This is a genomic window from Shewanella colwelliana (assembly GCF_001735525.1).
Lineage (GTDB): Bacteria > Pseudomonadota > Gammaproteobacteria > Enterobacterales > Shewanellaceae > Shewanella > Shewanella colwelliana.
Genome location: NZ_MCBT01000024.1, coordinates 186,347 through 213,211, shown reverse-complemented (window position 1 = coordinate 213,211; position 26,865 = coordinate 186,347). Strand labels below are relative to the sequence as shown.

General features: G+C 46.7%; 16 protein-coding genes. 6 read left to right on the top strand and 10 right to left on the bottom strand.

Annotation, left to right across the window (positions count from 1 at the left end; genetic code table 11):
* Positions 1-3: 3 nt before the first annotated feature.
* The 7 genes from BEL05_RS09545 to BEL05_RS09515 all read right to left on the bottom strand — a co-directional run bounded on the left by BEL05_RS09545 (position 4) and on the right by BEL05_RS09515 (position 12,124).
* Positions 4-2,952, bottom strand: a complete 2,949-nt coding sequence (locus BEL05_RS09545) for a prolyl oligopeptidase family serine peptidase (protein WP_069671028.1) — start codon at positions 2,950-2,952, stop codon at positions 4-6.
* On the bottom strand, positions 2,949-3,533 hold the full coding sequence (locus BEL05_RS09540; RefSeq protein ID WP_069671027.1) for a hypothetical protein: 585 nt from the start codon (positions 3,531-3,533) through the stop codon (positions 2,949-2,951). Before BEL05_RS09540 ends, BEL05_RS09545 begins: the two co-directional genes overlap by 4 nt.
* 211 nt (positions 3,534-3,744) lie before the next feature.
* Entirely contained in the window at positions 3,745-5,007 is a 1,263-nt protein-coding gene (locus BEL05_RS09535; RefSeq protein WP_028763784.1) for a dicarboxylate/amino acid:cation symporter, read from the bottom strand.
* Between the two features lie 525 nt (positions 5,008-5,532).
* On the bottom strand, positions 5,533-6,753 hold the full coding sequence (locus tag BEL05_RS09530) for a hypothetical protein (RefSeq protein WP_028763783.1): 1,221 nt from the start codon (positions 6,751-6,753) through the stop codon (positions 5,533-5,535).
* Position 6,754: 1 nt separating this feature from the next.
* The gene (locus BEL05_RS09525; protein ID WP_028763782.1) at positions 6,755-7,408 is read right to left on the bottom strand and encodes a hypothetical protein; all 654 of its coding nucleotides are present in this window, start codon (positions 7,406-7,408) and stop codon (positions 6,755-6,757) included.
* A complete protein-coding gene (locus BEL05_RS09520; RefSeq protein ID WP_069671026.1) occupies positions 7,409-11,083 on the bottom strand; it encodes an ATP-binding protein in 3,675 nt (1,224 codons plus the stop codon). It abuts the gene before it with no gap.
* Positions 11,084-11,413: 330 nt separating this feature from the next.
* Positions 11,414-12,124, bottom strand: coding sequence for a DUF3581 domain-containing protein (locus tag BEL05_RS09515; RefSeq protein ID WP_028763780.1), 711 nt, complete (start codon positions 12,122-12,124; stop codon positions 11,414-11,416).
* A 197-nt stretch (positions 12,125-12,321) separates the two neighbouring features.
* Here BEL05_RS09515 and BEL05_RS09510 point away from each other — a divergent pair, with 197 nt between their 5' ends.
* The 6 genes from BEL05_RS09510 (at position 12,322) to BEL05_RS09485 (ending at position 19,572) form a co-directional block, all read left to right on the top strand.
* On the top strand, positions 12,322-14,517 hold the full coding sequence (locus BEL05_RS09510) for a TonB-dependent receptor family protein (RefSeq protein WP_069671025.1): 2,196 nt from the start codon (positions 12,322-12,324) through the stop codon (positions 14,515-14,517).
* A 308-nt stretch (positions 14,518-14,825) separates the two neighbouring features.
* The gene (locus tag BEL05_RS09505) at positions 14,826-15,995 is read left to right on the top strand and encodes a porin (RefSeq protein ID WP_069671024.1); all 1,170 of its coding nucleotides are present in this window, start codon (positions 14,826-14,828) and stop codon (positions 15,993-15,995) included.
* A 119-nt stretch (positions 15,996-16,114) separates the two neighbouring features.
* Positions 16,115-16,633, top strand: coding sequence for an FMN-binding protein (locus tag BEL05_RS09500; RefSeq protein ID WP_028763777.1), 519 nt, complete (start codon positions 16,115-16,117; stop codon positions 16,631-16,633).
* 101 nt (positions 16,634-16,734) lie between these two features.
* Entirely contained in the window at positions 16,735-17,529 is a 795-nt protein-coding gene (locus tag BEL05_RS09495) for a PepSY-associated TM helix domain-containing protein (RefSeq protein WP_069671022.1), read from the top strand.
* 187 nt (positions 17,530-17,716) lie between these two features.
* Complete coding sequence (locus BEL05_RS09490) at positions 17,717-18,943, top strand: flavohemoglobin expression-modulating QEGLA motif protein (RefSeq protein WP_245686971.1); 1,227 nt, start codon at positions 17,717-17,719, stop codon at positions 18,941-18,943.
* A gap of 29 nt (positions 18,944-18,972) precedes the next feature.
* Positions 18,973-19,572 carry a GNAT family N-acetyltransferase gene (locus BEL05_RS09485; RefSeq protein WP_069671021.1) on the top strand — a complete coding sequence of 200 codons (600 nt, stop codon included), beginning with the start codon at positions 18,973-18,975 and terminating at the stop codon, positions 19,570-19,572.
* 45 nt (positions 19,573-19,617) lie between these two features.
* Here the strand turns inward: BEL05_RS09485 and mrcB are convergent, their stop codons facing one another.
* The 3 genes from mrcB to BEL05_RS09470 all read right to left on the bottom strand — a co-directional run bounded on the left by mrcB (position 19,618) and on the right by BEL05_RS09470 (position 26,767).
* Complete coding sequence (mrcB, locus tag BEL05_RS09480) at positions 19,618-21,969, bottom strand: penicillin-binding protein 1B (RefSeq protein WP_083250333.1); 2,352 nt, start codon at positions 21,967-21,969, stop codon at positions 19,618-19,620.
* Between the two features lie 31 nt (positions 21,970-22,000).
* Positions 22,001-24,496, bottom strand: a complete 2,496-nt coding sequence (gene hrpB, locus BEL05_RS09475; protein ID WP_069671020.1) for an ATP-dependent helicase HrpB — start codon at positions 24,494-24,496, stop codon at positions 22,001-22,003.
* An 81-nt stretch (positions 24,497-24,577) separates the two neighbouring features.
* The gene (locus BEL05_RS09470) at positions 24,578-26,767 is read right to left on the bottom strand and encodes a putative bifunctional diguanylate cyclase/phosphodiesterase (protein ID WP_069671019.1); all 2,190 of its coding nucleotides are present in this window, start codon (positions 26,765-26,767) and stop codon (positions 24,578-24,580) included.
* Positions 26,768-26,865 lie beyond the last annotated feature (98 nt).

Below are 26,865 nucleotides of genomic sequence, written 5' to 3'. Positions count from 1 at the left end.
ACTTTAACGTAATTCGACAGTTTTACTCGCTAAAAGCCTATTATTCAGATCGCTAATTTCTAACGTTAACGTTCCCTCAAACAGCTCATCTTCATCAAAGGTATATCGAATATCCCAACTCTTTGCGTCAGCATCACCATAGACAAATGAACTATCGAACACTTGTTGCTTCCCACTCGCACCTTGCTTAATCCATTTACCTATCAGTGCCACGTTTTCGCCTTCATGCTCAAACTCTACATTGAACACAGCGCCTAAACTCAATTTGTCTCTACCCACGAAGGACTTAGCATCATCAGTGACTTGATAACGGTTACGGTAATTGTTGTAAGTCACTTCACCAAATTCGACATCATCCAAATCAACCTTAACGTCTGAAGCTTGATACTCTTGCTGCACAACATTTTTCAATAATGTCCGTTCATCTAGGTTGTAGTCCCCTTTGGCAAAGATATCGCCAAGTACCCAACGCAAAGTCTTGTAAGACTTGGAGGTCACAGCGTTTCTCTGTTCATCCGTTGGCAATTTTTCCAGATCTGATAGCGAAAGCAGTTCGCTACAGCGTTGGACATCTCGAATTGGCGCAGGCGCAAGGCAATAGGCTTTTGCCATTCTCAAGCGCGCTCTCGCGTCATATTCTAACTCCGCTGCCGCAGTAAAATACTTCAAGGATTGTCCCCAATCTTGCTCAACTAACTCACCTAACTCATAAACAATGCCAAGCCAATAACCAGCTCCCGCATAACCAAACTCAACTGCCTTGTCGCCCCATTCTATCCCCTCATTAATCAATGCTTGGGCATTTTCTTTGTCGTCCACACCAGCCATGACACCTGCACCTATGGTGATGTTATCTTTGAGCTCAAGTCCCTGCTCAACAAGCAGATTGCCAAGATTGTAAGCCGCTCGTCCCTCACCCATATTGGCAGATTCACGGTAATACTTAAGCGCTAAGAGCCGATCATTTTCAACTCGATTATCAAAATGAAATCCATCGGCAATCAGTACCGTATCACCACCAAGCTGTTTAACCAGTTCATCATTAACGCCTTGCATTTGATGGTACTCGCCAAGCACTAAAGTACGCTTAAGATAGTCCGCGACATAGGCAGACTCATGCCGCTGCCAATACCATGAACTTTGACCATGCCCAGTTTGTTCGTAATAGAGAGTCTCAACCTCTTTGCCCAATTTGTTGAGTACGTATTCCATTCGCATCGAATGCTCAAAATCAGCAATACGATCCATCTTACCCGCAACCAACAGTACAGGGCTTTTGATCGCCTCAGCCAAATAAACTGGAGAGTACTTAATCAACTCATCACTCAATTCACCCACAACTTTGGATACACTCTCACGATACTCTTCCAGTACTTTGAAGTTGTTTGCGTTAAACAGTAACGGTAGATCGTAAATGCCGTATCCACCCACCGCACACTGATAGTCATCAGGATGCTTAATTGCCAGCATCAGCGAAGAGTAACCACCGTAGCTGGCACCAATGGCACACATCTGATTAAACTTATGTTGCTTTCTGACTTGAGTAACCGCTGCGGTAATATCCTCTTCAATCGCCTTTCCAAACTCGCCTTTACCGCTATCTAAAAACTGCTTACCGTAACCTTCAGAGCCGCGAAAGTTAACTCTCAGTATCGCAAAGCCACGGCTGACAAAATACTGAACTTCACTATTGAAATAGTTAAAGTCACGTACACCAATCGGCCCACCATGAGGCATAACCAAAAGCACGCCGTTGCCACTCTGCTTATCTGGCAAAGTTAAATAGGCTTCAACCTCTACGCCAGCGGTATTTGTGACAGAAAACACTTCTGTCGGCTGAAGTTGATGTTGAATTAAGTCTGGATATAACTCAGTAAGCAAATCAGCTTTTTTACTCTGCACATCAAATAAGTAATAGCTACCTGGGTCATCAGAGGCATAGGAGAATAGCAACATCTGCTTCGCGTCATTTGAGTGCGCACTAATAACGGTTTCCTTGCCCTGAAATGCGCTACTAAACAGCGATTTAATTTGGTTAATATCATTGTCAAAGAAATGGCTAACATGATGACCGTTTTCCACGTACCGAACAGACTTAACAGCCTTGCCAGACTCATCCAGTTCAGCGCCAACGAGGTCGTATTTTGGGTGTTCATATAACACGCTGCCTAACGTCTGGCTTGGAATGTCAAACTCATATAAAGCAACTTTATCAGTATTTTTATTGCTCAATACGGCCAAGGTATTGTCACGAATAAACCCGATCGGACTAAAACTGACCTCGGAGTCATCAATTTCAAACAGTAGCTTCCAGCGGCTTTCGTTTAGTGACCGATAAAGGACTTCGCCACGCATATTTTCAATATCTGCCGTGACCGCAAACAACTCCTCACGAATACTGTCAAAGGCAAATACCGCGACATCCTTTAGCTTTTTTTCTTCAAATTTAGCGGAATTAAACTTTTTATTGATCAACTCATCTAAGGTCAACTTATAAAGGCGATTACTGGGACGATTACCATAGCGGTTCTTAGCGTATAAAACATGCGTTGGGTCAGCAATAAGCGGGTCAACCAGATATCCGTCACTTGGAAGCGACACCATTTTGGCATCGATTTTCCCAGCTTTTTCTGACAACAATGCCAACACTTGGCGAGCTTGGCCACGGTGACTATAGCTAATGTATAGGGTGTTATTATCAATCCAAACATATTCATTGAGCTGCTCATCGGCGTCAAAGGCCCCTACATGCTGATATATTTTATCTTCAACACCTATCAGCGACAGATAGCTCTTCCCCTCATCCACAATTAGCGCCGAGATATAACGATTATCAGGGGAAAAGCCCACCTGCGACATAGCTGGTGAGCGAAACAGTTCTTTTGCAGGTATTGGTGTCGCTTGAGCATAAAACGCCAAGCAATATAAACACAGCGCAATCAGTGCTCTCATAGTGCCGCCTCCTTACCTGCAAGCAGCCTTTCGGCATACTCTAAAAACTTATCCTCGCCAGGTCCCGAATAACGAACTTGACGAGACTTTAAGATATTAGGGAATTTCTCTTCTAAAAATAGTTGTGCAGAGGTTGAGCGGTTTTCAAGTAGAATTTCAGCAGAAGATACCATCCAAAACCCAACAGTCTTCACGTATAGGTCGCCAACATAACTGACTTGATTGGGCTTCACCTCAAAATTCCAATATCCCTGCTCAAGCTCCATATAGACATAGCGACCAAACTTAATATCTTCTATTTGGTATTGGCCCGCTGGCACATCGACTAATATATAGTTGGTCCCAGACTGGAGATCTTTGTCGGTCAACATTAATGATTTGGTACCACCAATAATGATGCTGTGTAACCCTCGGTTAGTATCAATACCTATTAACAGGTATCCGCTATTTTCAGCAAGCTGCTTATCGACATCTTTAGAGATGCCCTCAATTTTCTGTGCACAGCCCAGAAGCGTGCTAATGGCAAGCATTAACACCAAACTTAATCGTGGCTTCATTAAAATCCCTTTCATCAATTTCATAGTGATACTGCTTGATTATGACGCTGTTATTGATTGTCGTTGTGCTGGTCGCACCAGAAGCAAAGATATCAGCAATACACATAAAATCAACATATTTTACATATACTTAAAACGTAGATCACTAATATTACGTACAAAAAAGCTCGCCATCTAGGCGAGCTTTTTTACTATCAATCGATTCAGTGTTTCACAAAAACTAGGCCAATCAGAATTAAGCCGACTTAAGCTCTGATGCTTCTGCCACCTCAGCTTCATGCTCTTTCTCTGTGGCATCGACAATGGTCAATACCGCGGCATCGCCCACCACATTACAAGAGGTTAATACCATATCGATGAGGCGGTCGAGCGCGGCAACAATAACAAATGCTTCAATTGGCAGACCCATTTGGTGAATAAGCACACCAATCATCACCATACCACCACCTGGTACACCACCTGCACCGACTGACAATAGGAAAATGCTAAACAAGAGTGCAGGTAACTGCTCCATCGCAATCGGTGCACCGAACGAGTTGGCCACAAAGAAGATAGCGATAGTGATGTAAATCGATACGCCGCCCATGTTCATGGTTGCCCCCAGTGGCACACCAAAACCCGCCACGGCACGCTTAACACCTAACTTTTCGGTCAAGGTACGCATGGTCACTGGAATAGTGGCATTTGAACTGGCCGTAGACAGTGAAAACAGGATCTGTTCTTGTGTTTTAGCCCTGAACTCTTTTGCTGATACCGGTGTAAATAGGCTTACCGCTAGCGGATAAACCACAAATATCCACAGTAGCAGTAGACTCAATATCACCACTAAGTATTCAAGTACGCTGAAGAATAAACTCGCCTCTAAGGTCGCCCCTAGCTTTAACATCAAGGCGAACACGCCAAACGGTGCCAGTTGCATCACCACGCTGATAAGCTTCATCATCAGCTTGTTGCCCTCTTGGAAACCTTGCACCAACAAAGGCACTGCACTGCCCATCGACTTGACGACACCACCAATCAATAGCGCCATAAAGATAACCTGTAGCATGTTGCCAGAGGTAAACGCGGCGACAGGGTTACTCGGCACAATATTGACGATAAGTTGCATCAAATTAGGCAGTTCAGTGGCGGTGATCTCAGCACCACTGCCACCGGACATATCTACACCTTGGCCAGGTTTGAGTAAAAGTGCGACAGCTAATGCCGCAAAGATAGCCACTAAAGTATTAATAATATAGAAGCCGAAGGTCTTTCCCCCTAGGCGACCAAAGCTTTTTAGGTCTTTCAGCTCTAATACACCACAGACAATACTGACGAATACCAGTGGCACCACCAGCATCATGATCATATTGACGAACATGGTGCCCGCACCTGAAGCGACATCCACCAAAGCGCCAGAGAACAGGCTAACGTCAGCGAGGAAATATTGAATGATTGACCCAAATATCAATCCAGAGAATAGACCAATAAAGATCCGAGTAGAAAGTGATTTTGTCATATGCTTGCCTATTTTATTAGCCCGTCTATTGCGCGCTTTTATCTGTTCATCTCTGCGGATGATATCTAGATATGAAACGACTACATGTCGTAATGAGCGTTTGATAGTGAATCATGCTGACAATAATTTCAATATCAATCACAATTAACGGCAGGCGAAACAAATCAATAACACCCAAACACTCAAAGCTAGCTCGCTGATTTACAACCAAATATCTTATAAAACAAAGGTTAATCCGTACAAAACTTTTACAACGACAACATGAAGGCAATGAACTAGCACAACAAACCACCACAATCAGCAGTGACTATACCCAACAAAACCAAAAAACTTAGCGCAATCCACCACAAAAGGTACAAGTGAAAACTCAAATCACTAGCAAAACTTGCATCGCCCTTATATTCCCTAGCTAAAAAACAGACAAAATCCGATTTACCTAACATGGCTTCAACAAGCGAAACTAATAAAAAAAACCATTAATACAATGTATTAATGGTTTTTTTTATTGGATAGTGGCGTAAAAAGTTAGGCCAGCCACAGCTCCACATCACGTATGATGAAGTTGCCCGTATAAACAGGATCTGGTTCACCGATAGGCTCTAGCTCAAAGTAACGTCTATGCTCCTCGGGGAGTCCTTCATAGCCGCAGATCACTTGATAGAGCCAACTTTCTTCATCCCAATTAAGCTGCTTATCTTGATGGTACTCGAGGGCCGATTGTCGTAAGCCTGAATCAATAACCGCGCAGAAATACTCCTCTACGGCTAACTTGAGCGGATTATCTGGAATATCAAAATCTTCAGCCTGAACCAAGGAGAACGCCACATCATGCTCACGCACTTCGCTATCTCGTCCAACCCTTGTTATCGCCTTGATCTGCGCCACTAATCCCAATAGCTCAGTTTCATAGCCACTGTTATTCACGTCTACTGCTGCTGGCGCTAATAGCGCATCGGCACGATTAAACAGCCTTGGTAACTGTTTATGGCCAACATGGTCGGCCACCCGATAGTCAGGATGCTGATCGGTATAGAGTAACCAGCCTTTTAATAACCGGGTACGCCCCTGAATCTGTCTGAAACGCCCCAATAGCTCCAGTAAACGTCCCTGCACCACACTGAGCTCCTGAGTACAGTCACTCAGCGTTTCTTGTAATGTGGTGACCAGGAGTTTTCTCAGCTCTCTAATATCGCCAGCGATTTCACCTAACTCACTAAACTGGAACATCTCCAGCCCATTGAGCAGCTCGGTAACCTGACTCTGCGCTAGCTCATTTTCACGAATTTTGGCATTGATGGTGCCAACATAACCAAATTCATTGTTAATCCGGCTCCACAGTACACGAATCGAGTAGCGTAACCCCTCGGCAAAACTGTAAACATGCTCACTTAAATCAGAAAGGTAGGCTTCACTCGCACTATAATCAACCGCATGACGCGCCTCTTTATAGTGATCGGCTAGGGTCTTAATGGTCGCCAGTGATGAGCCGACATTGGCATCGATTTGACGATTACGCTCATCGCTTAACGCCTCCTCAAGCAGCGCACGTACCGAACGCTTGAGCCGTAACTCCTGTTCGGGTTCGGGTCGCCACAAGATATCCGCCTTGCGCAACTTTTCAATGGCTGCGGCGTTGTCTCCGCCCTCAGAAACAGAGCCAGACAGGTAAACATCCATCACCAGCTCGGCATGACGGCCTAGCTGCTTAAGTAGTGTTACCCCGGCCTGGTGTAAGTTACTACTCATATTAGATTAAGTCCCTTTGCGTCGCTGTTTCAGCCTGTGCTTCTAAACTTAATCCTTCAGTTTCATCGATAAAGCGGATCACTTCATAGAGATAATCGAGTTTACCGGTGGCAATGTAGATCTGTTTTTCAGCGTTGGGCCGTAGCAGATAACCTAGCTCCACTAAGCGTTTAAACACTAACTTAATCTGCGCATCCACTTGAGTACTGGTTGACCCAAACAGACGATAATGGCTAATTTTTCCCAGTTGTTCCCTAAAGGCTGGCGTGTCTTCAATCCGCATCTGCAGCTCGCTTACACGCACGGCAGCCCCTTCAGACAGTGGCGCATCTTGGCCGCTCGCTTCTTGCACTAGCACCAGCCATTCCACTAAGGGAATGAGTGCATTACAGATATCTTTAAACTGACTGGAAATCACTTTACGCTCATCATCGCCAAGCTGCTGATAACCGCAGAAAAAGACCTCGCCCTCACCCGCTGAGGCGATGGTGCGGTTGATCTGATTTAGGTACTGCTCGACATTGTCACGAGTGACTGGCGACTTCAGAGCACGCCACGCCTCTTCATTACTGGTGCGGCAGATAAACTCGCCGCGCAGTAAGCTTTCAATCAATGCGCCTTGGCCAACTAATACGGTTTGCGTTGTACTACTCATTTACACAGCCTCCTTGGCAAAACGTTGGCTCAACTTATCGGCAATGGGGTTAATTTGCGGCTTCACCACCTGCAGTTTCTTAGTTTGCTTATTAATAATGTAACGGTTAGCAAACAGGTTCAGCACCTCAGACTCAGGATTAGGGAATGCGCCAAGTACCGAGATGTTATTGTTTTCACAGGCATCGAAAATCTTCTTCACGTTACCGTGGTGTAAAGTTCCAAGCTCATCGATAGGCCAATGAATAGTCACATCGGCTCGGCCGCGCAATAGGCGGGTAAAGGCTAAAAGGAATTTACATAAAATCAGATAAGCCATACCGTGGCTCGACGATTCGTTTAACTGACGGTCAGTACGAATAACCAAGTCACTATTGCCCTCTTTGAGCCTTAACTCAATCTCAAGCAACTTAGCGATACCACCAGTTAATGCGGCGCGGCCGATGATCTCTAACGCGCGGCGCATGCTACTGGTATAGTGCTCATCGGGCAACTCGGCAAAGCCGTCGGCTTTCCATTGGCGGAAAGCTTTCACAAAGACCTCCAGCTCAGGCCAAAATTCGAGTTCACTGATCCGCGATCGAATACGCACTGCTGACTCGCTGACACCATCGAGGAACAACTCCTCACCCACTTCGCGAGTAATACGTGCACTTTGCGAGGCAATACGGCGATCGATATCGGCCAACACATCGTAAAATGCAGTTAAGTCGATACCAAAGTTACGTCCCTGTTCACGCAGCCCCATTATCGCCTGTGGCACCATAACATTCAGCAACTGCTCAAGCTGTGGCACTAACTTGCGGTAGTCGAGCAGACGAATGCCTTTATCGTTGATAAAGCTCGACTCTTCGCGAGCACGCTCCCAAGTTTCCGATAGACTCGAACCAGACTTACTGGCGATCACCGAATCGAAATGCTCAATATACTGCTTCACTGCACCAAGTAGCTGGTCGCGACGCAATAACAGCTCTTCGCCTTGACGCAAACGCTCAGTCAAGCCGCCTTGTAACTCATCGTTGTTGGCCGGTAATTTTAGCTCGGCTAATTTGCGCATCACACTGCGTAGCTTAGTTAAGTTCTCCGACGCCTCAACTTGCACCGCATCAGACTGCTTGCGGTCGGTATCTAAGCTTTGTCTTTGCTGCTTCACCTCGTTGGCTTTACGGGTTAATTGCTGTTCTAATTCAGTAACGGCCAGCTTAATGGTGCTTAACTCAGTTTGTAATTTAGGTTTGCGCGCCAGCCACGTATGTTGATACCAATCATCAAATCTGAGTACTTCGCTACGACGCTGCTCCGCCTTACTAATGTTGCTTTCCAGCTCGCGGATCGATTGCTTAAGCTTAACAATCTTGTCTTCGTCGACCCCCCGTGATTTTAACTCGTCCTTATACCACTGCTCACAAGCTTTCTGCTCACTCTTAGCATCTTGGCGACGCTGGGCAATGTTGCTCTTAATCTGCGCTAATTGGCTGTCGAGTACACCAACCACCTCTTGCCAGTAGGCATTCTTTTCCATGCGAGCCTCGAGAGCTTGTTCTTTTTGCTCGTCAATCCAGGCTTGATGTTGCTGTTCAAGTTGTTTGAGTTCGCTGTCGAGACGGCTTAGGCGTTTTTGCGCTTGAGCTTTCCGCTCACCGAGGGCTTTATTGATCTTCTCCTGCTCAACCCGCTTTTCATCAAACAGACGTCGCAGATCATCACGACTGTTTTTATACGCGGTCTTAGCAAAGGTCAGCTCACGATTGAGTTTATCAAGCTCACCATTGATGGCGACTAAACTATTTTCCGCCTCTGCTTGCAATGCTTTGGCTTTGGCCAATGCGTCTTCAGCCTCGCCATAACGACCACGTAGCTCTTGCTCTGAGGCTGCATATTCAGGGATCTCAATCGCTTTGAGATCTAAGCCGACACCGCAGAATAGATCGTCACTGTTTTCACCCATGACAGGGTGCAGATCACTGCGATGTAACAGTTCTGGATTAATCAGTTTACCTATGTTCTGTTCCCAACCATCAACCTCTTTACGCAGGTACTCAAGCAAGGTGTGCGATTGAGGGAAGAGGATATGGTGTAACTCATCTAAGGCACCTTGGCGCTCAATCACCCGAATACCAGCTTGACGCAGGCTTTCATTGGCTTGATCACGTTTAGCTCGATATTTGCGCTCCTCGCTACTGAGCCGTTCTGCCTTGGCATTACAGGCTTCTTGTTCTTCATCAGCACGCGAGATACGTTCATCAAAAACCGCTAACGCCAGTTTTTCTTCTTCACTATAGGTCACGTTATTGACCTGCATCGTTAGCTCAGCAGCGGTCAATTTGAACTGATATTCTTGCTCTCTGTGCTTTGCCTGGCCAGCATCCATCTGCTCACGCCACTGCTCGTCAAGCGCTGTTAACTCTTTGCGGCCTTGCTCTTTCTGTTTATCGCGGGCTTCTCGGTGTTTATCTTGCTCTTTATCGAGTAGCTCTAGTTCACGGTTAAGGTTTTCACCAATTTTGCTACGACGGGCATTATAAGCCGCCTCAACATCTTGATGTTTCTCGGTTTGCAGCTTATGACGCTCAGTTAAGTTATCTAAGCTGCCTCGCCAACTAGGCAGTTGATCTAAATCCAGCTTGGCTTGCTCTATATCGGCGTCGAGAAACGAAGCGTGTTGATCTTCGATCACATCAAGATCGTGTTCGATCTTAGCAACATCCCCTTTAGCGGCCGACAGATCTTGATTTAACTCATCGCGCACTTCTTTCCATTCGTCATCGAGCTGACGTAGTTTTAAACCTAACTCTTTTGAGCGTTGTTGGTTTAACTCCTGACGTTCGACTTCAGTGGCTTCATCTCTGCCATAACCACGCTTTAAACCAGCGAGCCTTTGTTCGGCGCTAAGCAGTTGATTAAACTCTTGTTCAAGCTTATCGAATTCGGGACGGATCTGCTCAAAACCTTGAATAAGCTGACTTTCTCTTATCCATGCTTCGACTCGCTGAGGGTTGATACGCGAGCTCGGAGGGTTCACACCATCCTCTTCCAAAATGGCGGCAATCATCGACTTGATGGTTTCCATCTTGCCCTCTTTGGAGTGCACCGCTTTAGCAAGCTTTTCAATATGACGTAGCGAATGTTCGCTCTGACACAAAGAGAATTGACGCGCATAGGCGCGCAATTCACTGCGGTTACTTCCCGTGCTCAGCAAGGTGCGGTCATTTTGGATAATGGCACGATACTCTCGGGTATTAAGGAGATTGGTGACAGCCACGCCTGCACGCTTCATCTCACGGCCTAATTCAGCCATGTTGTGACACAGAATCGACTCTCCCTGCTGCGACTTAACGTAATCTTCTAACTCAAACCCTTTCGCAATAAAGCGGTAATTCACCCCTTTACCATCACCCGCCGAAGCCAATACAGCCTGGTTAAGCAGGCCATCATCACGACGATATTCGTAGATGATGTAACTCGAATCGTGCGGCAGATACCAACGCTCAAAGCTGTCGCGAGTCGAGGGGACGACGCGGCTTGGATATTCACCATAAAACACCGGCACCAAACGCTGCAATGTTGTCTTACCCGAAGCGTTGGTTCCACAGATATTGGTATGTCCATCGAGGGCGAGTTCTACAACGCCAGGGAGGTGCGTATTGATGAGCACAATTCGATTCAAGCTTGGCATCTTAATCCTTATCCAAACAGCGCCAAATATTGGCAATAGCGCATAAACAATCGCAGCAGCCGAGCAGCATTAACGATCTATTTTTAAAATAATCCCACTAAAGTAAAACAAAGCCGCAGCCTTGGCAATCGAGGCGATGCCTCAAACACATTGGGAGTGAAAAAAGCGCGATCATAGCTCACTTTGGCGCGTAATGAAGCTTAAGGAAACAGCAGTTGAATTCTGATCTAGCGAAAACAAAAAAGCCATCGCTGCAGTAGCGATGGCTTTCGTCACCTTATTGGGGGGCAACCCTTAGTGAGTGATGTCGTTTAGTGATTATCCCAACGACTATGCACCTTGGTAATCTATACGGCGAGACTCATAACGCTCAACCATCTCATCCATACTTTGCACGTCGATAGCTCGCAGGCCACTCAGTACTAAGGTCTTAATGCCTGTGCCGACTAATTTGTCACCGCAATGCAGCTCGAAACCTAAGGTCACATCGCCGCGCTTGCCATCAACCACTAACTTTTGCTCCACGAGGCTTAGCTCAACCTTATTGAAGTCGAGCGTGGTTAAATCAAATGACATGCTCTCATAAATTACCAGTGGTCTAGCTGGGTTAATCATCACCCCATGGGCCTTCATCATCGGCACCAATACATGGGTAAAGTTAAGCCCAGAAAAAGCCACGTAACTTCTTATAAAAGACTCAGTTTGCACGTCACACAGCGTCGATGCGCCGCTTCGGGTAACACTAAGATATTGCTTGCCTTTATCATCGACAACGGCAAAGGCTCCACCTACCTGCTCAGGAAACAGCAAGGGGACGCCATCACCAACCATTCCCTCGAAACGAAAGCCCATGGTTTGACTTAAGCCATACTGACCCAGTACCAAGGCAAACAACAGATCACCGGGGACACAAAACTTCTTCGCAGCAACGTCGTGGATGGGATTAAAATCTTGCGCAACGCCTTTGGCAAACTCACTGGCTTGTTCAGCAGTGACAGAAACAAGCTGTTCATCTTTTTTATAATAAGGACTTAGAAACATATCGGCTCGACAATACAGGGGCTAGTTATCATTCAGGGGCCACAGTGTATAGCAAAACACCACAAACACTTCTCCGATGACTTAGGATACAGAATTTAACAAATGTAAATAGCTGCTGCTTTAAGTTAATTTTAAGCACCAACTCCTAACATCCGCCCAACTTAACGAGAATAACTCTCATTTACGTTGGAGATTTTATGTCACGCTCATTTACTGGCTCACTTAGCCTGATCACTGTCGCACTGCTGAGTCCCCTCAGCAACCCAAGCCATGCCCAGTCAGCCCCCCTTCAAGTTGCACAACCGTTAGAACAGCTGACCGTATTTGGTAAACGCAACCCTCTCAATACCGTACCAGGCAGCGCCCACCAGCTAACTCAAGCAGATTTAGACACCTTCAAATACAGCGATATACTGCGCACATTAGCCTCTATTCCTGGCGTCTATATTCAAGAGGAAGATGGCTTTGGTCTGCGCCCTAACTTAGGCATGCGCGGCACCGGCCAGAATCGCTCAGAAAAGATAACCATTATGGAGGATGGTGTACTAGCCGCGCCCGCCCCCTATGCTTCACCTGCCGCCTATTACTTTCCAACCTCAGGCAGAATGCAGTCTATCGAAATCCTTAAAGGCAGCTCGACAGTAAGATATGGCCCACGCACTACTGGCGGTGTAATTAATCTTATCTCGCGGCAGATCCCTGATGCGCCGTTGGCTGGGCAAATTGAGGTGGCAGCCGGCCAGCATGGCTACGGCAAACTCCATACCTATGCAGGTGGACAAGGTGAACGAGTGGGTGCGCTGGTGGATCTATATCGCTATCAAGCCGATGGCTTTCGTACCATCAATGGCGTCGGTGGCGATAGCGGCTTTAGTAAAAACGATGCACTCGCCAAACTGAGTATTCGCAGTGATGAAAACAGCCTGCAACCACAAATGCTGGAGATAAAACTGAAATATTCGGACGAATCCTCAAATGAAACCTACCTAGGTTTAACCGACGCAGATTTTGCCGCTAACCCCTACCAGCGCTATTCTGCTTCGCAAAAAGACCTGATGACCACTGAGCACAAACAGCTACAAATTAACCATCTTATCGATCTCAGTCCTAACCTGACCCTCGGCACAACCGCGTACTATAATGCCTTTGCCCGTAACTGGTATAAAACCAGTAAAGTAGGGGGTAAGAGTATTAGTGGCTCTGGTACTCAGTTGGCCGCCGATTTTGATAAAGACCCCCTAGCAGGAGATCTGAGTGTCGATGTGAAAGCCAATAATCGTGAGTATCTCTCCCAAGGGCTTCAAACTGAATTGAACTGGTTGTTAGACAACCATGAACTCGCTTTGGGTGCACGCTATCATGAAGATGAGATGGACAGATTCCAATGGGTAGACAAATACACCTTGCAGGCGGATCAACAGATGCGTCTCGATACGGCTGGCATACCTGGCACCGACTCTAATCGCCTCGACAGTGCTCAAGCCTTGGCACTTTATCTACAAGACAAAATCCAATGGGGTCAATTTAATCTCACAGCGGGTCTGCGCTATGAAACGGTCGAAACCCGTCGACTCGATTGGGGCAAAAGCAATATCGGCCGTGAGGGCGAGCCAAACAAAGATATTCGCAATAGTTTCTCGGCACTGTTGCCATCTTTATCGGTCACCTATCAATTAGATGAGCACTGGTTGCTCTTGACCGGTGTCCAAAAAGGCTTTTCCCCAGCGGCGCCCGGCAACCGTGATCGTAAAGAGGAGCAGAGCTGGAACTATGAGGCAGGTGCGCGTTTCAATAGTGGTGAATTAAACGCCGAAGCGATTCTGTTTTACAGTGACTACAGCAATATGCACGGCAACTGCACCGCTGCGCAAGGGTGTAATGATGACAATATAGGTAATCAGTATAATGGCGGAGAAGTCGATGTAAACGGCCTCGAATTCAGCCTAGATTACACCATCAACCAAGGGAAATCGTTGAGCTTCCCGCTTAAGTTGGCCTACACCTACACTAACGCAGAGTTCGATAACAGCTTCACCTCAGACTTTGACTCTTGGGGGGACGTCGAGGCTGGCTTTAAACTGCCTTACCTGCCTGAAAATATGCTGTTTGCCTCGGTGGCGATGGAGACTGAGAACTGGCAATTAACGCTGGCAGCACGTTATACCAGTGAAATACGCACTCAAGCTGGTAATGGTCATATCCCGAGCGAGCAACTTATCGAGGCTAAAACCATTGTTGACCTATCTGGGCGCTACCATATAGCGCGTGATCATGAGCTTTATCTGACAGCGGAGAACTTATTCGATACTGACTATGTCACCACTAAGATCCATGGCTCCAACTTTGCTGGTAAACCCCTATCCGTGACCATGGGTTATCGTTACCAATTCTAATTTACTTACCGATTTTTATCTGAGAATTAACGCTGGGCAGCATATCGCTGCCCACTTTTAGTCCGAAAGTTTACGCTACACCATTTAGCCACCTCTATGCCCTCGCCAAGAAGATAAACCCATACTTTTGTTTTTAAAGTGTTTTATAAAAAATATTTTAGCTTTCACCTACTCCTAAACATTTACAGACCCTTTACATTTGTTGATCTTGATCAATAAACTTAATGATAATGGTTTGCATTACGATACGTAATTGGTAGAATCGCCAGCAATTTAATAACCCCGACATAACAACTGGGAAGAGAATGATGAAGAAAACGCTAATTGCTGCTGCAATTGTCAGCTTATTTGCTAGCCAAGGTGCTGTTGCATCTGAAGAAACTCAAGAACTGCGTAAAGTAATTGAGCAGCAACAAAAAGTCCTGAAAGACCTTGAGAAGCGTCTTGAAGAGACAGAAAAGCGTGTTGAACAAACCGCAGATGTTGTAGAAGAATCAAGCTCAGCGAAGAGCGCGACCACCATCGGTGGTTATGGTGAACTGCATTACAACAATATCACCGATAATAAAAAAGGCACTGACAAGAAAGAGTTCGATTTCCATCGCTTTGTACTTTTCTTCGGCCACGAGTTCACTGAAAACACACGTTTCTTCTCTGAACTAGAAGTTGAGCACTCAATCTCAGGTGACGGCCAAAATGGTGAAGTAGAGCTTGAGCAAGCCTATATCGAACATGACTTTAACCAGATGTTGACGGGTAAAGCGGGCCTATTCCTAATGCCTGTTGGTATCATCAACGAGACTCACGAGCCACCTGCCTTTTACGGTGTTGAGCGTAACCCAGTTGAGAAAAATATCTTACCTGCAACTTGGTGGGAAGCCGGTGCTGCACTGAATGTTAAAGCTGCTCCTGGTCTTGCATTTGACGGTGCCATCACCTCAGGTCTTTATGTCGATGAGTCATACAGCATCCGTGGCGGTCGTCAAAAAGTCTCTAAGGCCAAAGCTGAAGATCTCGCTTATACCGCACGAGTTAAATACACCGCAGTACCAGGCCTTGAGCTTGCGGCAACAGCACAATACCAGTCAGACCTGACCCAAGGTCGCGAAGGTGTTGATACTGCATCTGCGACATTACTGACTGCTCACGCTATCTACACCATCGAAGGTTTTACGGTTAAAGCGCTTTACGCCCAGTGGGACATCGATGGACAAGAAGCCAAAGCACTTGGTCGTGATGAACAAACAGGTTGGTATATCGAACCTTCTTACCGTTTTAATGAGAGCTTTGGTGTGTTTGCTCGCTACAACGAATATGACAACAACGCCGGTAACAACGCAGATACTAACGTAGAGCAAACCAATGTCGGTATTAACTACTGGTTGCACGAAAACGTTGTATTCAAAGCTGACTACGAAAAAGTTGGCGGTGCTAAAGACTCTGATGGTTTCAACTTAGGTGTTGGCTACCAGTTCTAAGCAAGGCTTCATAATGAGTGCGTCTTAGCGGCGCACTCACTATGCCAAAGTAACGGTTATGACATAGCGGTTACTTTGCCATAGTGACCTATTTTCATCACATCATTGCAGAGCTAAACATGAAATCTATCACCCTTGCTTGCGCCAGCATCCTCTTGTGTTTCAGCTTGCAGTCACAGGCTGACAATACCTATCAAACTACTGAAGATTTTATCGCGAGCGCCTTTAACTCAGTAGCCCCAAAAGCCAACGTGCTATGGCTAGACAGCGAATCAAAAAAAGTCATTGAGGAGATATTGGCCCACAAGTTTAACAAGATGCGAGTTAGATACTGGCAACAACCACAGCAAACGGTATGGATTCTAGAAGAGATAGGCAAAGAATCTCCCATTACCGTGGGTATCCATGTTAAAGACAGCGCCATAGTGCAAACCAAAGTCTTGGTGTATCGGGAAAGCCGCGGCGATGAAGTACGCCATGATTTTTTTACCGACCAATTTAAAGCCGCCACACTCACAGCTAACTATCAGTTAGATAAACATATCGATGGTATTACCGGCGCAACCTTATCCGTCAGAGCACTCACTAAGCTTTCACGTATCGCTCTCTATCTGGATCAACAGATAAATAGTCAATAAGAAAGTAGTGGTTAGCATCAAGCTCAGTTATAGTAATCGCCACGAAATGGGGATGATTCCCCCGATTGACGCATCCTTAGACAACAGATAAGAACCGCTGCATGAGCAATAAGCCCCGCCATCCCCACCGTAAAACCCTGAATCAACAATTAGCAAAACTCTTTAGGCCTTGGCACAGAAGACTGGGGATCGCCAGCGCATTGCTGGTGGCAATGGTATCAATTAGCGGTATATTAATTAACCACAGTAATCAGCTAGCCATAGACAGCAGTCACGTAACACAAGCATGGTTGCTGGATCATTACGGTATTAAACCGCCAAATGAGATAAAGATTTTCCAAACTAAACCACTGTTGGCCATCACTGATAACCTATTATGGCTCAATGACAAACGTATCCTTGAGGCGAACGCACCACTTATCAGTGCAATGGTTTATCAACAAATGTTTGTCGCCATTGATGAAAGTAATCTCTATATACTCTCTGCTGAGGGGGAATTACTCGAACAACAAAGCAGAGCCACTGGTCTGCCTGACAACATCGAGGCCATTGCCATTCAAAAAGATCGGCTATTCCTTAAGACCCAAGAGGGCCAATTTGTGGCAGATGCCGAACTCATTGAGTGGGCAGCCACAACAGTCAAGCCTACGCTAGTTTGGCAACAAGGGCTTGATGGCAGAAAAATCACAGCAGCCAAGGCCCAAGTCTCCCTTTTATCGCGCTCAAATAACCTGACCTGGGAACGTGTCTTACTTGACCTTCACAGCGGTCGCATTGTTGGTTTGTCTGGCCAATGGCTTATGGATCTAGTGGCACTATCATTAATCTTTATGGCATTTTCAGGCCTGTACCTGTGGCAGCAAGCTAAGCCTAAAAAGCGCAGCAAACGCCCCTAATGACCGCCACAACCGTCCCATCCAGCAGCCTGTTATCCTTACAAAAGTATTAAGCTAACAGGCTGATATAACTAAAAATAGTAAAATCTCCACCACCATCAAAAAAATCTGCCTTTAGAGAAGATGATTTTCTAGCAAAAAACACTGTCCTGAGTTAGCTTAAGCCAAATACCGCCAACACTTTATTATGCGGTTAGAAAAGGGCACTACGCCAGCAGAGGTGAATATCACCTTCTTGCTTTACTTATTTCGAGGTTTGCCAACTATGTCTACACTCGCATCGCCAGCCCTTAAGTCATTGCAGACAAACATTGACGCCCCACTGCACCAATTAGTGGCAGATATCGATATACTTGATGCGGTAAAACCTCTCAATAATGTTGAACAAAAACAAGCCTTTTTCGATAATCAATTTTCGGTGGAACCTTCCTTCATTTACGCCAAAGAGAATATCGATCCGTTTAAACTCAAACGCGCCCTATTTAACCTGCCATTAGAAACCTTAAAGGATGACGATCTCTACACTTTATACCTAGATGTTATCGACTCCTATGTCGACAAAGTCGATCAATACAAGTCGATCGGTAGCACGGATTTTTTATATGATTCATTGCGTTATTACGGTGAGCCAAGCGAAAAAGATATTAATAATGCACAGTTCATTTTGCATCTACCCGATGATCCCGATGACAACGTCGGTAAGTTGCAAGATGCACAAGCCATTTGCCAGATCCTCTCATCGATGGCAGCTCAAGAAGGCTATACTTGGCAGTTGCAAATGGACGATTCTATGGTGGCGAATGCGCTAGTTTCAGGCACCAAAGTGCGCATTAATAGCCGCGCTATACTTTCTCACACCGACTCACTGGCTTTAGCCCACCATGAACTAGGCGTGCACTTAGTGACCTCCTTAAATGCACAAAGCCAGCCATTAAATGTGCTCTCATTAGGCTGTCCGCTCAACACCATGACCCAAGAAGGGTTGGCGATATTGAGTGAATATCTGTCGGGAAACCTTACCTTAAAACGACTAAAAATATTGGCGTTACGGGTCATGGCGGTAGCCTCTATGATTAAAGATAAAGATTTTCGCTCCACCTTTTTGCTGCTTAAAGAGCAATATGGTGTCGAAGATAATCTAGCTTATACCATCACAGTAAGGGTCTATCGTGGGGGCGGTTACACTAAAGACCACCTCTACCTCAAAGGCTTCAGTATGATACTGAATGCCTATGAAACGGAGGCTAACTTTAATCACCTACTAACAGGAAAAACATCACTGGCTTATTTGCCACTTATCTCACGTTTAATCAGCAAAGGCGTTTTGATTGAACCCAAGTATGTTACACCCTCCTATAAACAACCGGTACAGGCCAATGCGGTCAACCGCTTTATCACCCATGCAATACGCTAATTAACATTGACGTTAAATAAGGCGAACTTATGACGAACCTAGCCCAGTTCACATTGCTAACTCAATCCTTTAGTCGCTCATTTAAACAGAGTGATTGCGGCGCCTATATTCAGCCGCTAGTAGACCAAGATACCGAGTTCATGCAATTAATAGGCATAGATCCAAGGATTTGGCGTTTCGCACGGTTTCCAAAGAGTACACCAGAGAGCTTTAACCACTATTTTACCAACGTATTGTCAGATGAAGGCAGCTTTTTATTTAGTGTACGGCTTAAAGAAACCGATGCGATCATCGGCTTTACCCGACTTAAAAATATGGATTTTGATCATCGCCGTGCAGAGACTGGAACCTGGCTCATTGGCGATCAGCAAGGCAAAGGGCTCAATAAGTATATAAAACAGCAGCTATTAACCATCGCCTTCGACGTACTCCAGCTCAACGAGGTATATTGTTACGTCAATTGTGACAATCATCCCTCGGTAAAGAGCCTACTCTCTTTAGGGTTTGAGATTAAAGAAGCGCAGCAGCGGCTATCGCCGACCCATAACGAAATGGTCGATATGCAACAGTACTACCTGCATATGACGGCTGAGATGTTCCAGTGTTCAGGTTTAAGACTAAGCTGCTAACCGACTAGATAAGGGAAAAAGATCCCTTCTCTAAGCCGGTAAGCATTAACCGCCAGTCAGTTTTTGCCACCACGACAGTGGCTCACCACAGTTTTTGGCTGGATGATAACTCTCTGCCAGTGCCGGCAGCGCCATCACATTGCCACAATCACGCTCCATTGCCGCACCAGATGTGGCATCAAAATAGCCCTGCACCACACCATTTACAGGTGTTCGCCTTAGGCTAATAGGCGCCCTATTTTTTAAGAACGCCTGATAAACCGCCATGGCACCACTACTGCCATACAAGCCTGTTTTGCCGTTATCATCTAAACCGACCCAAATTGCCGCGACATTTCGCTCATCAAAACCGGCAAACCAAGAGTCACGAGAGTCGTTACTGGTTCCGGTCTTACCCGCCAAGGTGACACCTGGAAACGCCTGACCCAGCCGCCGCGCCGTCCCCGACGCGACCACTTGAGTCATGGCATGCTGCACTAAAAAGTCACTGCCAACATCAATGGCCTGTGATGAAGAGAGCCCCGCGCCCTGCAGCGGATTATTGTCCATATCGAGTACATGAGTCACCGCACTCAACTGACGGTAACGACCATTATCGGCAAGGGTTTGATACGCCTGTGCCACCATCAAAGGTGAGCCATTAATAGCCCCCAATAGCATCGATGGGTACTCAGGAATTTTGTCAGTCCAACCAGCTTTATCTAGTGTCGTCGCCACCGCACTAGTGCCGATAGCCATACCCAAATTAACCGTTGGCACATTCATCGAACGTTTAAAAGCGGTTAATAACGGCACCTGTCCGGTAAACTTTTTGTCCACGTTTTGGGGTGACCAAGTTTTACCCTGACCATTTTTAAGGGTAATAGGCTCATCTTTCAAGGGGGTCGCTAAGGTGTATTTATTCCCCTGAGACAAAGCTGTTGCATAGACAAAGGGTTTGACCAAGGAGCCTATGGGACGTCTTATCTCTACGGCACGATTAAACCCTTGGTAGCTTGGCACCTTATCACCGACCATGGCAGCTATGCCCGCGGAGTACTTGTCGGTCAACACCATACCGACTTGCAATGCCTTATCACGTTGGCTCAACTGTTTCATGGTCGAAGCCACGGCTTTTTCAGCCGCCTCTTGCGCCATTGGATCTAAGGTGGTGTACACCTTAATACCCGACTGCTGCAGCAAAGCATTGCCAAAACGTTGATTTAATTCATGTCTCACTACTGCAAAAAATGCTGGCAACTTCTGATGCACAGGTTTATCAAACTTACGCAGCCCCAGTGGTGATTCCACTGCCGCTTTATATTGCGCCACCGATAACTGCTCCGCCTCCATGAGCAAACGCAGCACTAGATCACGACGCTCTTGCGCGCGCGCAGGGTAACGCCAAGGATTGTAATAGGAAGGACCTTTAATCGCCGCGACCAAAAATGCCTGTTGCGGCAAAGTCAGTTCGGCAATCGGGCGACCAAAATAAAATTGAGAAGCGAGCCCCATACCATGAACAGCACGCGACTTATCTTGCCCCATATAGACTTCATTTAAGTACGCCTCAAGGATCTCATCTTTGTCATAGCGAAAATCGATAATGATCGCCATCAAGGCTTCTCGCACTTTACGGATAAGTGAGCGCTCACTGGATAAGAAGAAGTTTTTCGCCAACTGCTGGGTTAAGGTCGAGCCACCTTGAACGGTTCGACCAGCACTGATATTCACCATCGCCGCTCGCACAATGGCAAAAGGGTTCACGCCGTGATGTTGATAAAAACTTCTGTCCTCCACCAATATTAAGGCATCTACGATCGCCTGCGGCATCTTTTCTGTCGGCACAAATAACCTATCTTCACCATCACCAGTGATCATGCGGTCCAGCAGCACAGGTTCTAGATGAAACACAGCCATTTGACGTTTATCATCATGGCGAGCGACAGACTCAACCCCTAAACCATCAAAAGTGATCATCACTCGTTGCTCACCTTGAGAGCCTTGTGGATGTAGGAAGGGGCGACGCCATAGATCAACTTTAGTTTTAGACGCAGAAAACTCACCCACTTGACGAGGATTGGCCACCTTACGATATCCAAGTAGTTTTAGCTCGGCAATCAACTGTCCGTGACTGACGGCAGCCCCTGGATACAGTGCCATCGAACGGCTAAATACCTGCGCTGGAAGGTGCCACTTCTGTCCCTCAAACTTACGCGCAATAATCTGATCTAAATAGATACTGTAGATAGTCAACGCGGCCATAACAATCAGCGCTAATTTCCAAGTTATCGACCAGAGCTTACGCCCCCACCCTCTGGAGGTCGCCACGCCCTTCTTAGGCTTTGATTTGGCCTTGGCTGACTTACTGGCAGGCTTGCGTGGTGCGCGCTTCTTTGGTGTCTCTTTCGTTGTCATTACAATTCCATTAAAAATCGATAACGGCGTTTTACTGGCCGTTATTTAATGTCTTTTTCTTGGTGAATTTGGTCGGTAAGGTGTTGGCTGGATCATCGGGCCATAGGTGCTTAGGGTAGCGGCCTTTCATCTCTTTTTTCACCTCAACATACGCGCCATTCCAAAAGTTGGCCAGATCGGCTGTCAATGCCAGCGGTCGCTGAGCAGGCGACAGTAACTCCATAGTAACCGTTAACTTTCCCTGCGCGATCTGTGGGCTTTGCGCCAAGCCTAAAGCCTCTTGCAGTCGCACGCTCAATAAGGCTCGACCAGAGGCTTCGTAACGAATTCTCGCTCGGGTTCCTGTTTTCATCAACCAGTGCGTAGGCAACATCTCATTCAGTTGCTGCTGTTGCTCCCACGGTAAACGGTTGAACAGTATCCCATAAAAATCCAAACTTTTAAGCTGTCCGATACGACGAACATCATCTAAATAAGGGCCGAGCCACTGCTCCAACTGAGCCAATAGCCCTTGCTCACTCACATCAAACCAAGTACCCGCTAGCTGATAATGGGTCGCTAAAGCAATACGTTGACGAAGCTGGGTTACCTTATCATCAAATGCCAATATCGATAGCCCTTTAGTACGGAGTAATCCATAAATTGCTTGCTTTATCAGTGTACTATCAAGTTGCTGTAGTTGACGCTGCTCAACAACGATAGCACCTATCCGTTTTTGCTCAAAGGCAACAAACCGCCCCTGCAGCTCATCCCAGCCACACTCCACATGATTACTCACACAATGGCGAAGCTCAGAGGTCAAAGTCTGCGGATTTAACTTAGCAGCCAAATAGACGAGACCACTGCTCTGCCCCTGCGACTCTTGAAAGTCGGCAACGACTAACCAAGGCGTCGCGACTAACGCTTCATGCTCTCTCAAACTCACGCCAACACCGCAGGCGAGTAGGTAACGATGATCACCCCGTCCTTTGGCGATGCGGTCAGGATATGCCAACGCTAATAACAGCGCCATCTCGTCGGGATGACTTTGATAAACCTCATCATCAATATGGTTTGCGCCATTCACCCGTTGTAGGTAACCTCGAGCCAGTTGCGCGACTTCGCCTTGACGTGCATCACGTAAATAGCTGCTGATATCTGCGCCTCTTCGCGGCAGAGTGCGAGACTCCAAAATACCCGCCAATACCGCCGCTAAGCCCAAGTGGTGGCCGACGTTATCACCTTTATCAAACGCTTGAGCTTGAAGCAGCATATGTGCCAAACGCGGATGACATCCCAATTGATAAGCCGCTTGTCCATGGGGGGTGATTTTACGTTGGTCATCAACCAAAGTGAGCTGGGTGAGTAGCGACCAAGCCACCGCTTCATTGGCCTGATTGGCGGGGCTTAATAGCGGTAACTCAGCTAATGCGCTAACGCCCCAATAAGCCGCGTCGAGCACCATGGCGGTCAGATCGCCATGAAGGATTTCGGGATCATCGGCTTGCATTAATCGACCGTGCTCCTCCTGTCCCCATAAGCGGATACAATGCCCAGCACACAGACGACCCGCACGACCAGCGCGTTGCGCCGCAGATGCTTGGCTAATGCGCTTAAGTGACAAACGGCTTACGCCCGTTTTAGGATTGAAACTGGCTTGGCGTTTATAACCCGAATCGATGACTAAAGTGATCCCCTCAATCGTTAAACTCGACTCGGCAACATTGGTCGACAGCACCACTTTTCGCATTCCGGTCGGTGCTGGAGCGATAGCGCTGTCTTGAGCCGCAGCAGGTAAGCTGCCATAAAGCGGCGCAATAAGGTATTTGGTTGTATCCAGACGTTCATTGAGATATTGAGCTAACCGATTGATTTCTTTCTGTCCGGGCAAGAAAGTTAATAGCGACCCCATTTGATGCTGATTGAGCGCATCATGGATAACTTTTGCCATATGTAACAACCAATCTTGTTGCGTCCCAGGCGCTTGATATTCAATCTCCACCGGGAAACTACGCCCCTCACTTTCAAGTAGCACCGCATTGGGCATTAAGGCACGCAGCGGTAAACCGGATAATGTCGCTGACATGGCGACAATCTTAAGATCTTCACGGAAACCAGCTTGCAGCTCAAGCGCTAGGGCCAAACCAAGATCCGTGGTGAGATGACGTTCATGGATCTCATCGAAAATAATCAGCCCAATTCCTGCTAACTCAGGATCTTGCTGGATCATCCGCGTTAGAACCCCTTCTGTCACCACTTCCAACTGAGTCTCTTTGCTGACTCTGGATTCGCCTTTTACTCGGTAACCCACCCGCTTGCCCACAGTTTGGCCGCACTGCTTAGCAATAAAGCGGGCAACATTTCTTGCCGCCATGCGTCTTGGTTCGAGCATCAGGATTTTCCCCGATATCTCAGGCCAATCGAGCATTGCTAAAGGCAAGGCGGTCGACTTTCCGGCACCGGTAGGGGCTTGTAAAATGAGCTGGTCATGGGCCGCTAATGTTTGTTGAATGCGACTAAGGAGCTGATGGATAGGTAACTGATTCAAAGGTGGCGTTCTATCGCTAAAAACTGCGACAAGTGTACAAGGAAAGCCAACAAAACAAAACTGATGTGCGACGGCAACTCACTAACTGAGTTGTTGGTACCAGGCTAAACTGTTGCCCGACGTCAGGCCATTCAATGAACTCGGCTTAGCGATACCATAACCTTGTCCATAGTCCACGCCAAGCTCTTTAAGGTGACGACCAACGGCTACTGATTCAACAAACTCGGCGATGATCTCAAACTCCATATCACGACCTAACTGCACAATGGCATTAACAATGGCTTGGTCTGCCTTGTCCTCGCATAGGTTTTGCACAAATTGACCATCAATTTTGACAAAATCCACATCCAGTAATTTCAGATAAGCAAAGCTTGAAAAACCGGAGCCAAAATCATCAAGGGCCAGCTTACACCCCATAGGCTTTACTAAGTTAATCAATTCGGTTGCATGATCTAACTGACTGACCGCTGCGGTTTCGGTGATCTCAAAGCAGAGTTTACCCACCAACTCAGGCTCACCCAGTAGACGCATCTCTAACCAGTCAATAAACTCTTTGTCGCCTATCGATAACGCCGATAAGTTCACCGATATCATAGACATCGCCTGCCAAAGTGATAAATGCTCAGCCCCCCAGCGCAATAGATGATCAATCACCCATTTATCGACTTTTGAGACCAAATTAAAGCGCTCGGCTGCCGGTAAGAAAATCCCTGGTGCAATCAGCTCACCATCATCGGATATCATTCGAAGCAATATCTCTAAATGTAAGCCTTCTGACTCCTTCATTAACGGCTCTATCGGCTGAAAATAAAGCTCAAATTGGTCCTTGGACAAGGCTCCGATAATATCCACAGAGGCACTCATATCGGTATTAAGTCTATCTAAGGTGGGGTCATCCGCCTGATACAAGTACCAACCGTTACGCCCTTTTTCTTTGGCAATACGGCACGCAGCACTGGCACTTCTTAACAGCTCGGAGATCGACTCTTCTGGTACATCGCACCGAGCTAAGCCCAAGCTGATACTGACACTGTGTTTTCTCTCATTCCATACAAATTCATGCTCACTGAGGGCATGACAGATACGCTGCGCCACTTGCTGGGCGATCGCCATGTCGATATCTGGCATCAAAATACCGAATTCATCGCCACTAAGACGTGCGACCACATCATCTTTGCGCACTAACAGCCCAAGTCGTGCCGCCACTTCACAAAGCAGGCGATCACCCGCCTTGTGGCCACTGACATTGTTGACGATCTGAAAACGATCTAAATTGATAAACGCAACGAAGGTAGAACGCCCTTGACGATTAGGCTTAGCTTGAGTGTATAGCGCTTCGAAATAGCTACGATTAGGCAGTCCTGTTAGCCCATCGAAATGCAAGGAGATGGGTGGGGCCGTGGCAAGCTGCTCTTCGATAGGCTCAATAAACATCAATAGTGGCCCCTCTTCACCAGAGAGCGACAAAAAAGTCAGTCGTGACGGTGCAGGGGAAGGACTTGGCTTTATTACCAGTTCACAGGAAGCTTGCTCTAAAACTTGGCCTCTCACTAACTGCATGGTATCAAGCAGTAATGCTTCGTCACGGCGATTAACCAAGGTCAACACCTCTTGCATCGCCTGCAGATGCAGTGTCTCTTCAGCACTCACATTAAAACGCACTACTTTATTATCAATATCAATATGCGCGCAGGGCATCGGCAATCGATACAAGTGTTCGGCACACACCAGTTCATTATTGCTAACAATCGAACGTTGGCGAATTAACTCTTGCTTAAACGCGACCAGGTGGCTCGCTAATCGAAGCGCTTCAATCTTATCCTCGTGCCATGGCTCGTCACAATCGTAACGATAGGCTCCCAATATATAGGTATCAATACCACTAATTGGCATCAACAACACACTGCGGATCTGCACGGCATCCAATTGTGACTGAATGGCTAGGTCGTCGTCGATAATGGTGTTGAGATCATCGACAATACAGGGCGTTTTGAGTGATGCATAGGAGTGTAAACGACGATGGTTGGCCAGCCGAGTCAATAATCGTTCCGCATCTTTGCGGCTTAATTTCGCCCCCTGTGTCTGGCTCATCGCCTCAACCACCAGATGACGTCGCTGCTGAGTAACACGCAGCAAAAATAGTCCATCACAGTTGACATCCACGGCGAGATTTTCTAATACAGCATCAAGCTCATCATCTAATCCACCATCACACAAATAGGCCAAAACCTGTTGTAATAGATACGGTTGATGCTGCTTGCTATTAGGCATATAGGGCTAATTTCCTTGGTGACTCGGGCTTACGACACTAAAATTATAGCTAGGGATACGGCAATGACCCCGTTATTTCAACGATTCACACGCTAATA

What these genes read in the sequence shown, in the direction of transcription:
- BEL05_RS09545 (WP_069671028.1), bottom strand. Translation starts at nt 2,952, where the DNA reads ATGAGAGCACTGATTGCGCTGTGTTTATATTGCTTGGCGTTTTATGCT.
- BEL05_RS09540 (WP_069671027.1), bottom strand. Translation starts at nt 3,533, where the DNA reads ATGAAATTGATGAAAGGGATTTTAATGAAGCCACGATTAAGTTTGGTG.
- BEL05_RS09535 (WP_028763784.1), bottom strand. Translation starts at nt 5,007, where the DNA reads ATGACAAAATCACTTTCTACTCGGATCTTTATTGGTCTATTCTCTGGA.
- BEL05_RS09530 (WP_028763783.1), bottom strand. Translation starts at nt 6,753, where the DNA reads ATGAGTAGTAACTTACACCAGGCCGGGGTAACACTACTTAAGCAGCTA.
- BEL05_RS09525 (WP_028763782.1), bottom strand. Translation starts at nt 7,408, where the DNA reads ATGAGTAGTACAACGCAAACCGTATTAGTTGGCCAAGGCGCATTGATT.
- BEL05_RS09520 (WP_069671026.1), bottom strand. Translation starts at nt 11,083, where the DNA reads ATGCCAAGCTTGAATCGAATTGTGCTCATCAATACGCACCTCCCTGGC.
- BEL05_RS09515 (WP_028763780.1), bottom strand. Translation starts at nt 12,124, where the DNA reads ATGTTTCTAAGTCCTTATTATAAAAAAGATGAACAGCTTGTTTCTGTC.
- BEL05_RS09510 (WP_069671025.1), top strand. Translation starts at nt 12,322, where the DNA reads ATGTCACGCTCATTTACTGGCTCACTTAGCCTGATCACTGTCGCACTG.
- BEL05_RS09505 (WP_069671024.1), top strand. Translation starts at nt 14,826, where the DNA reads ATGAAGAAAACGCTAATTGCTGCTGCAATTGTCAGCTTATTTGCTAGC.
- BEL05_RS09500 (WP_028763777.1), top strand. Translation starts at nt 16,115, where the DNA reads ATGAAATCTATCACCCTTGCTTGCGCCAGCATCCTCTTGTGTTTCAGC.
- BEL05_RS09495 (WP_069671022.1), top strand. Translation starts at nt 16,735, where the DNA reads ATGAGCAATAAGCCCCGCCATCCCCACCGTAAAACCCTGAATCAACAA.
- BEL05_RS09490 (WP_245686971.1), top strand. Translation starts at nt 17,717, where the DNA reads ATGCGGTTAGAAAAGGGCACTACGCCAGCAGAGGTGAATATCACCTTC.
- BEL05_RS09485 (WP_069671021.1), top strand. Translation starts at nt 18,973, where the DNA reads ATGACGAACCTAGCCCAGTTCACATTGCTAACTCAATCCTTTAGTCGC.
- mrcB (WP_083250333.1), bottom strand. Translation starts at nt 21,969, where the DNA reads ATGACAACGAAAGAGACACCAAAGAAGCGCGCACCACGCAAGCCTGCC.
- BEL05_RS09470 (WP_069671019.1), bottom strand. Translation starts at nt 26,767, where the DNA reads ATGCCTAATAGCAAGCAGCATCAACCGTATCTATTACAACAGGTTTTG.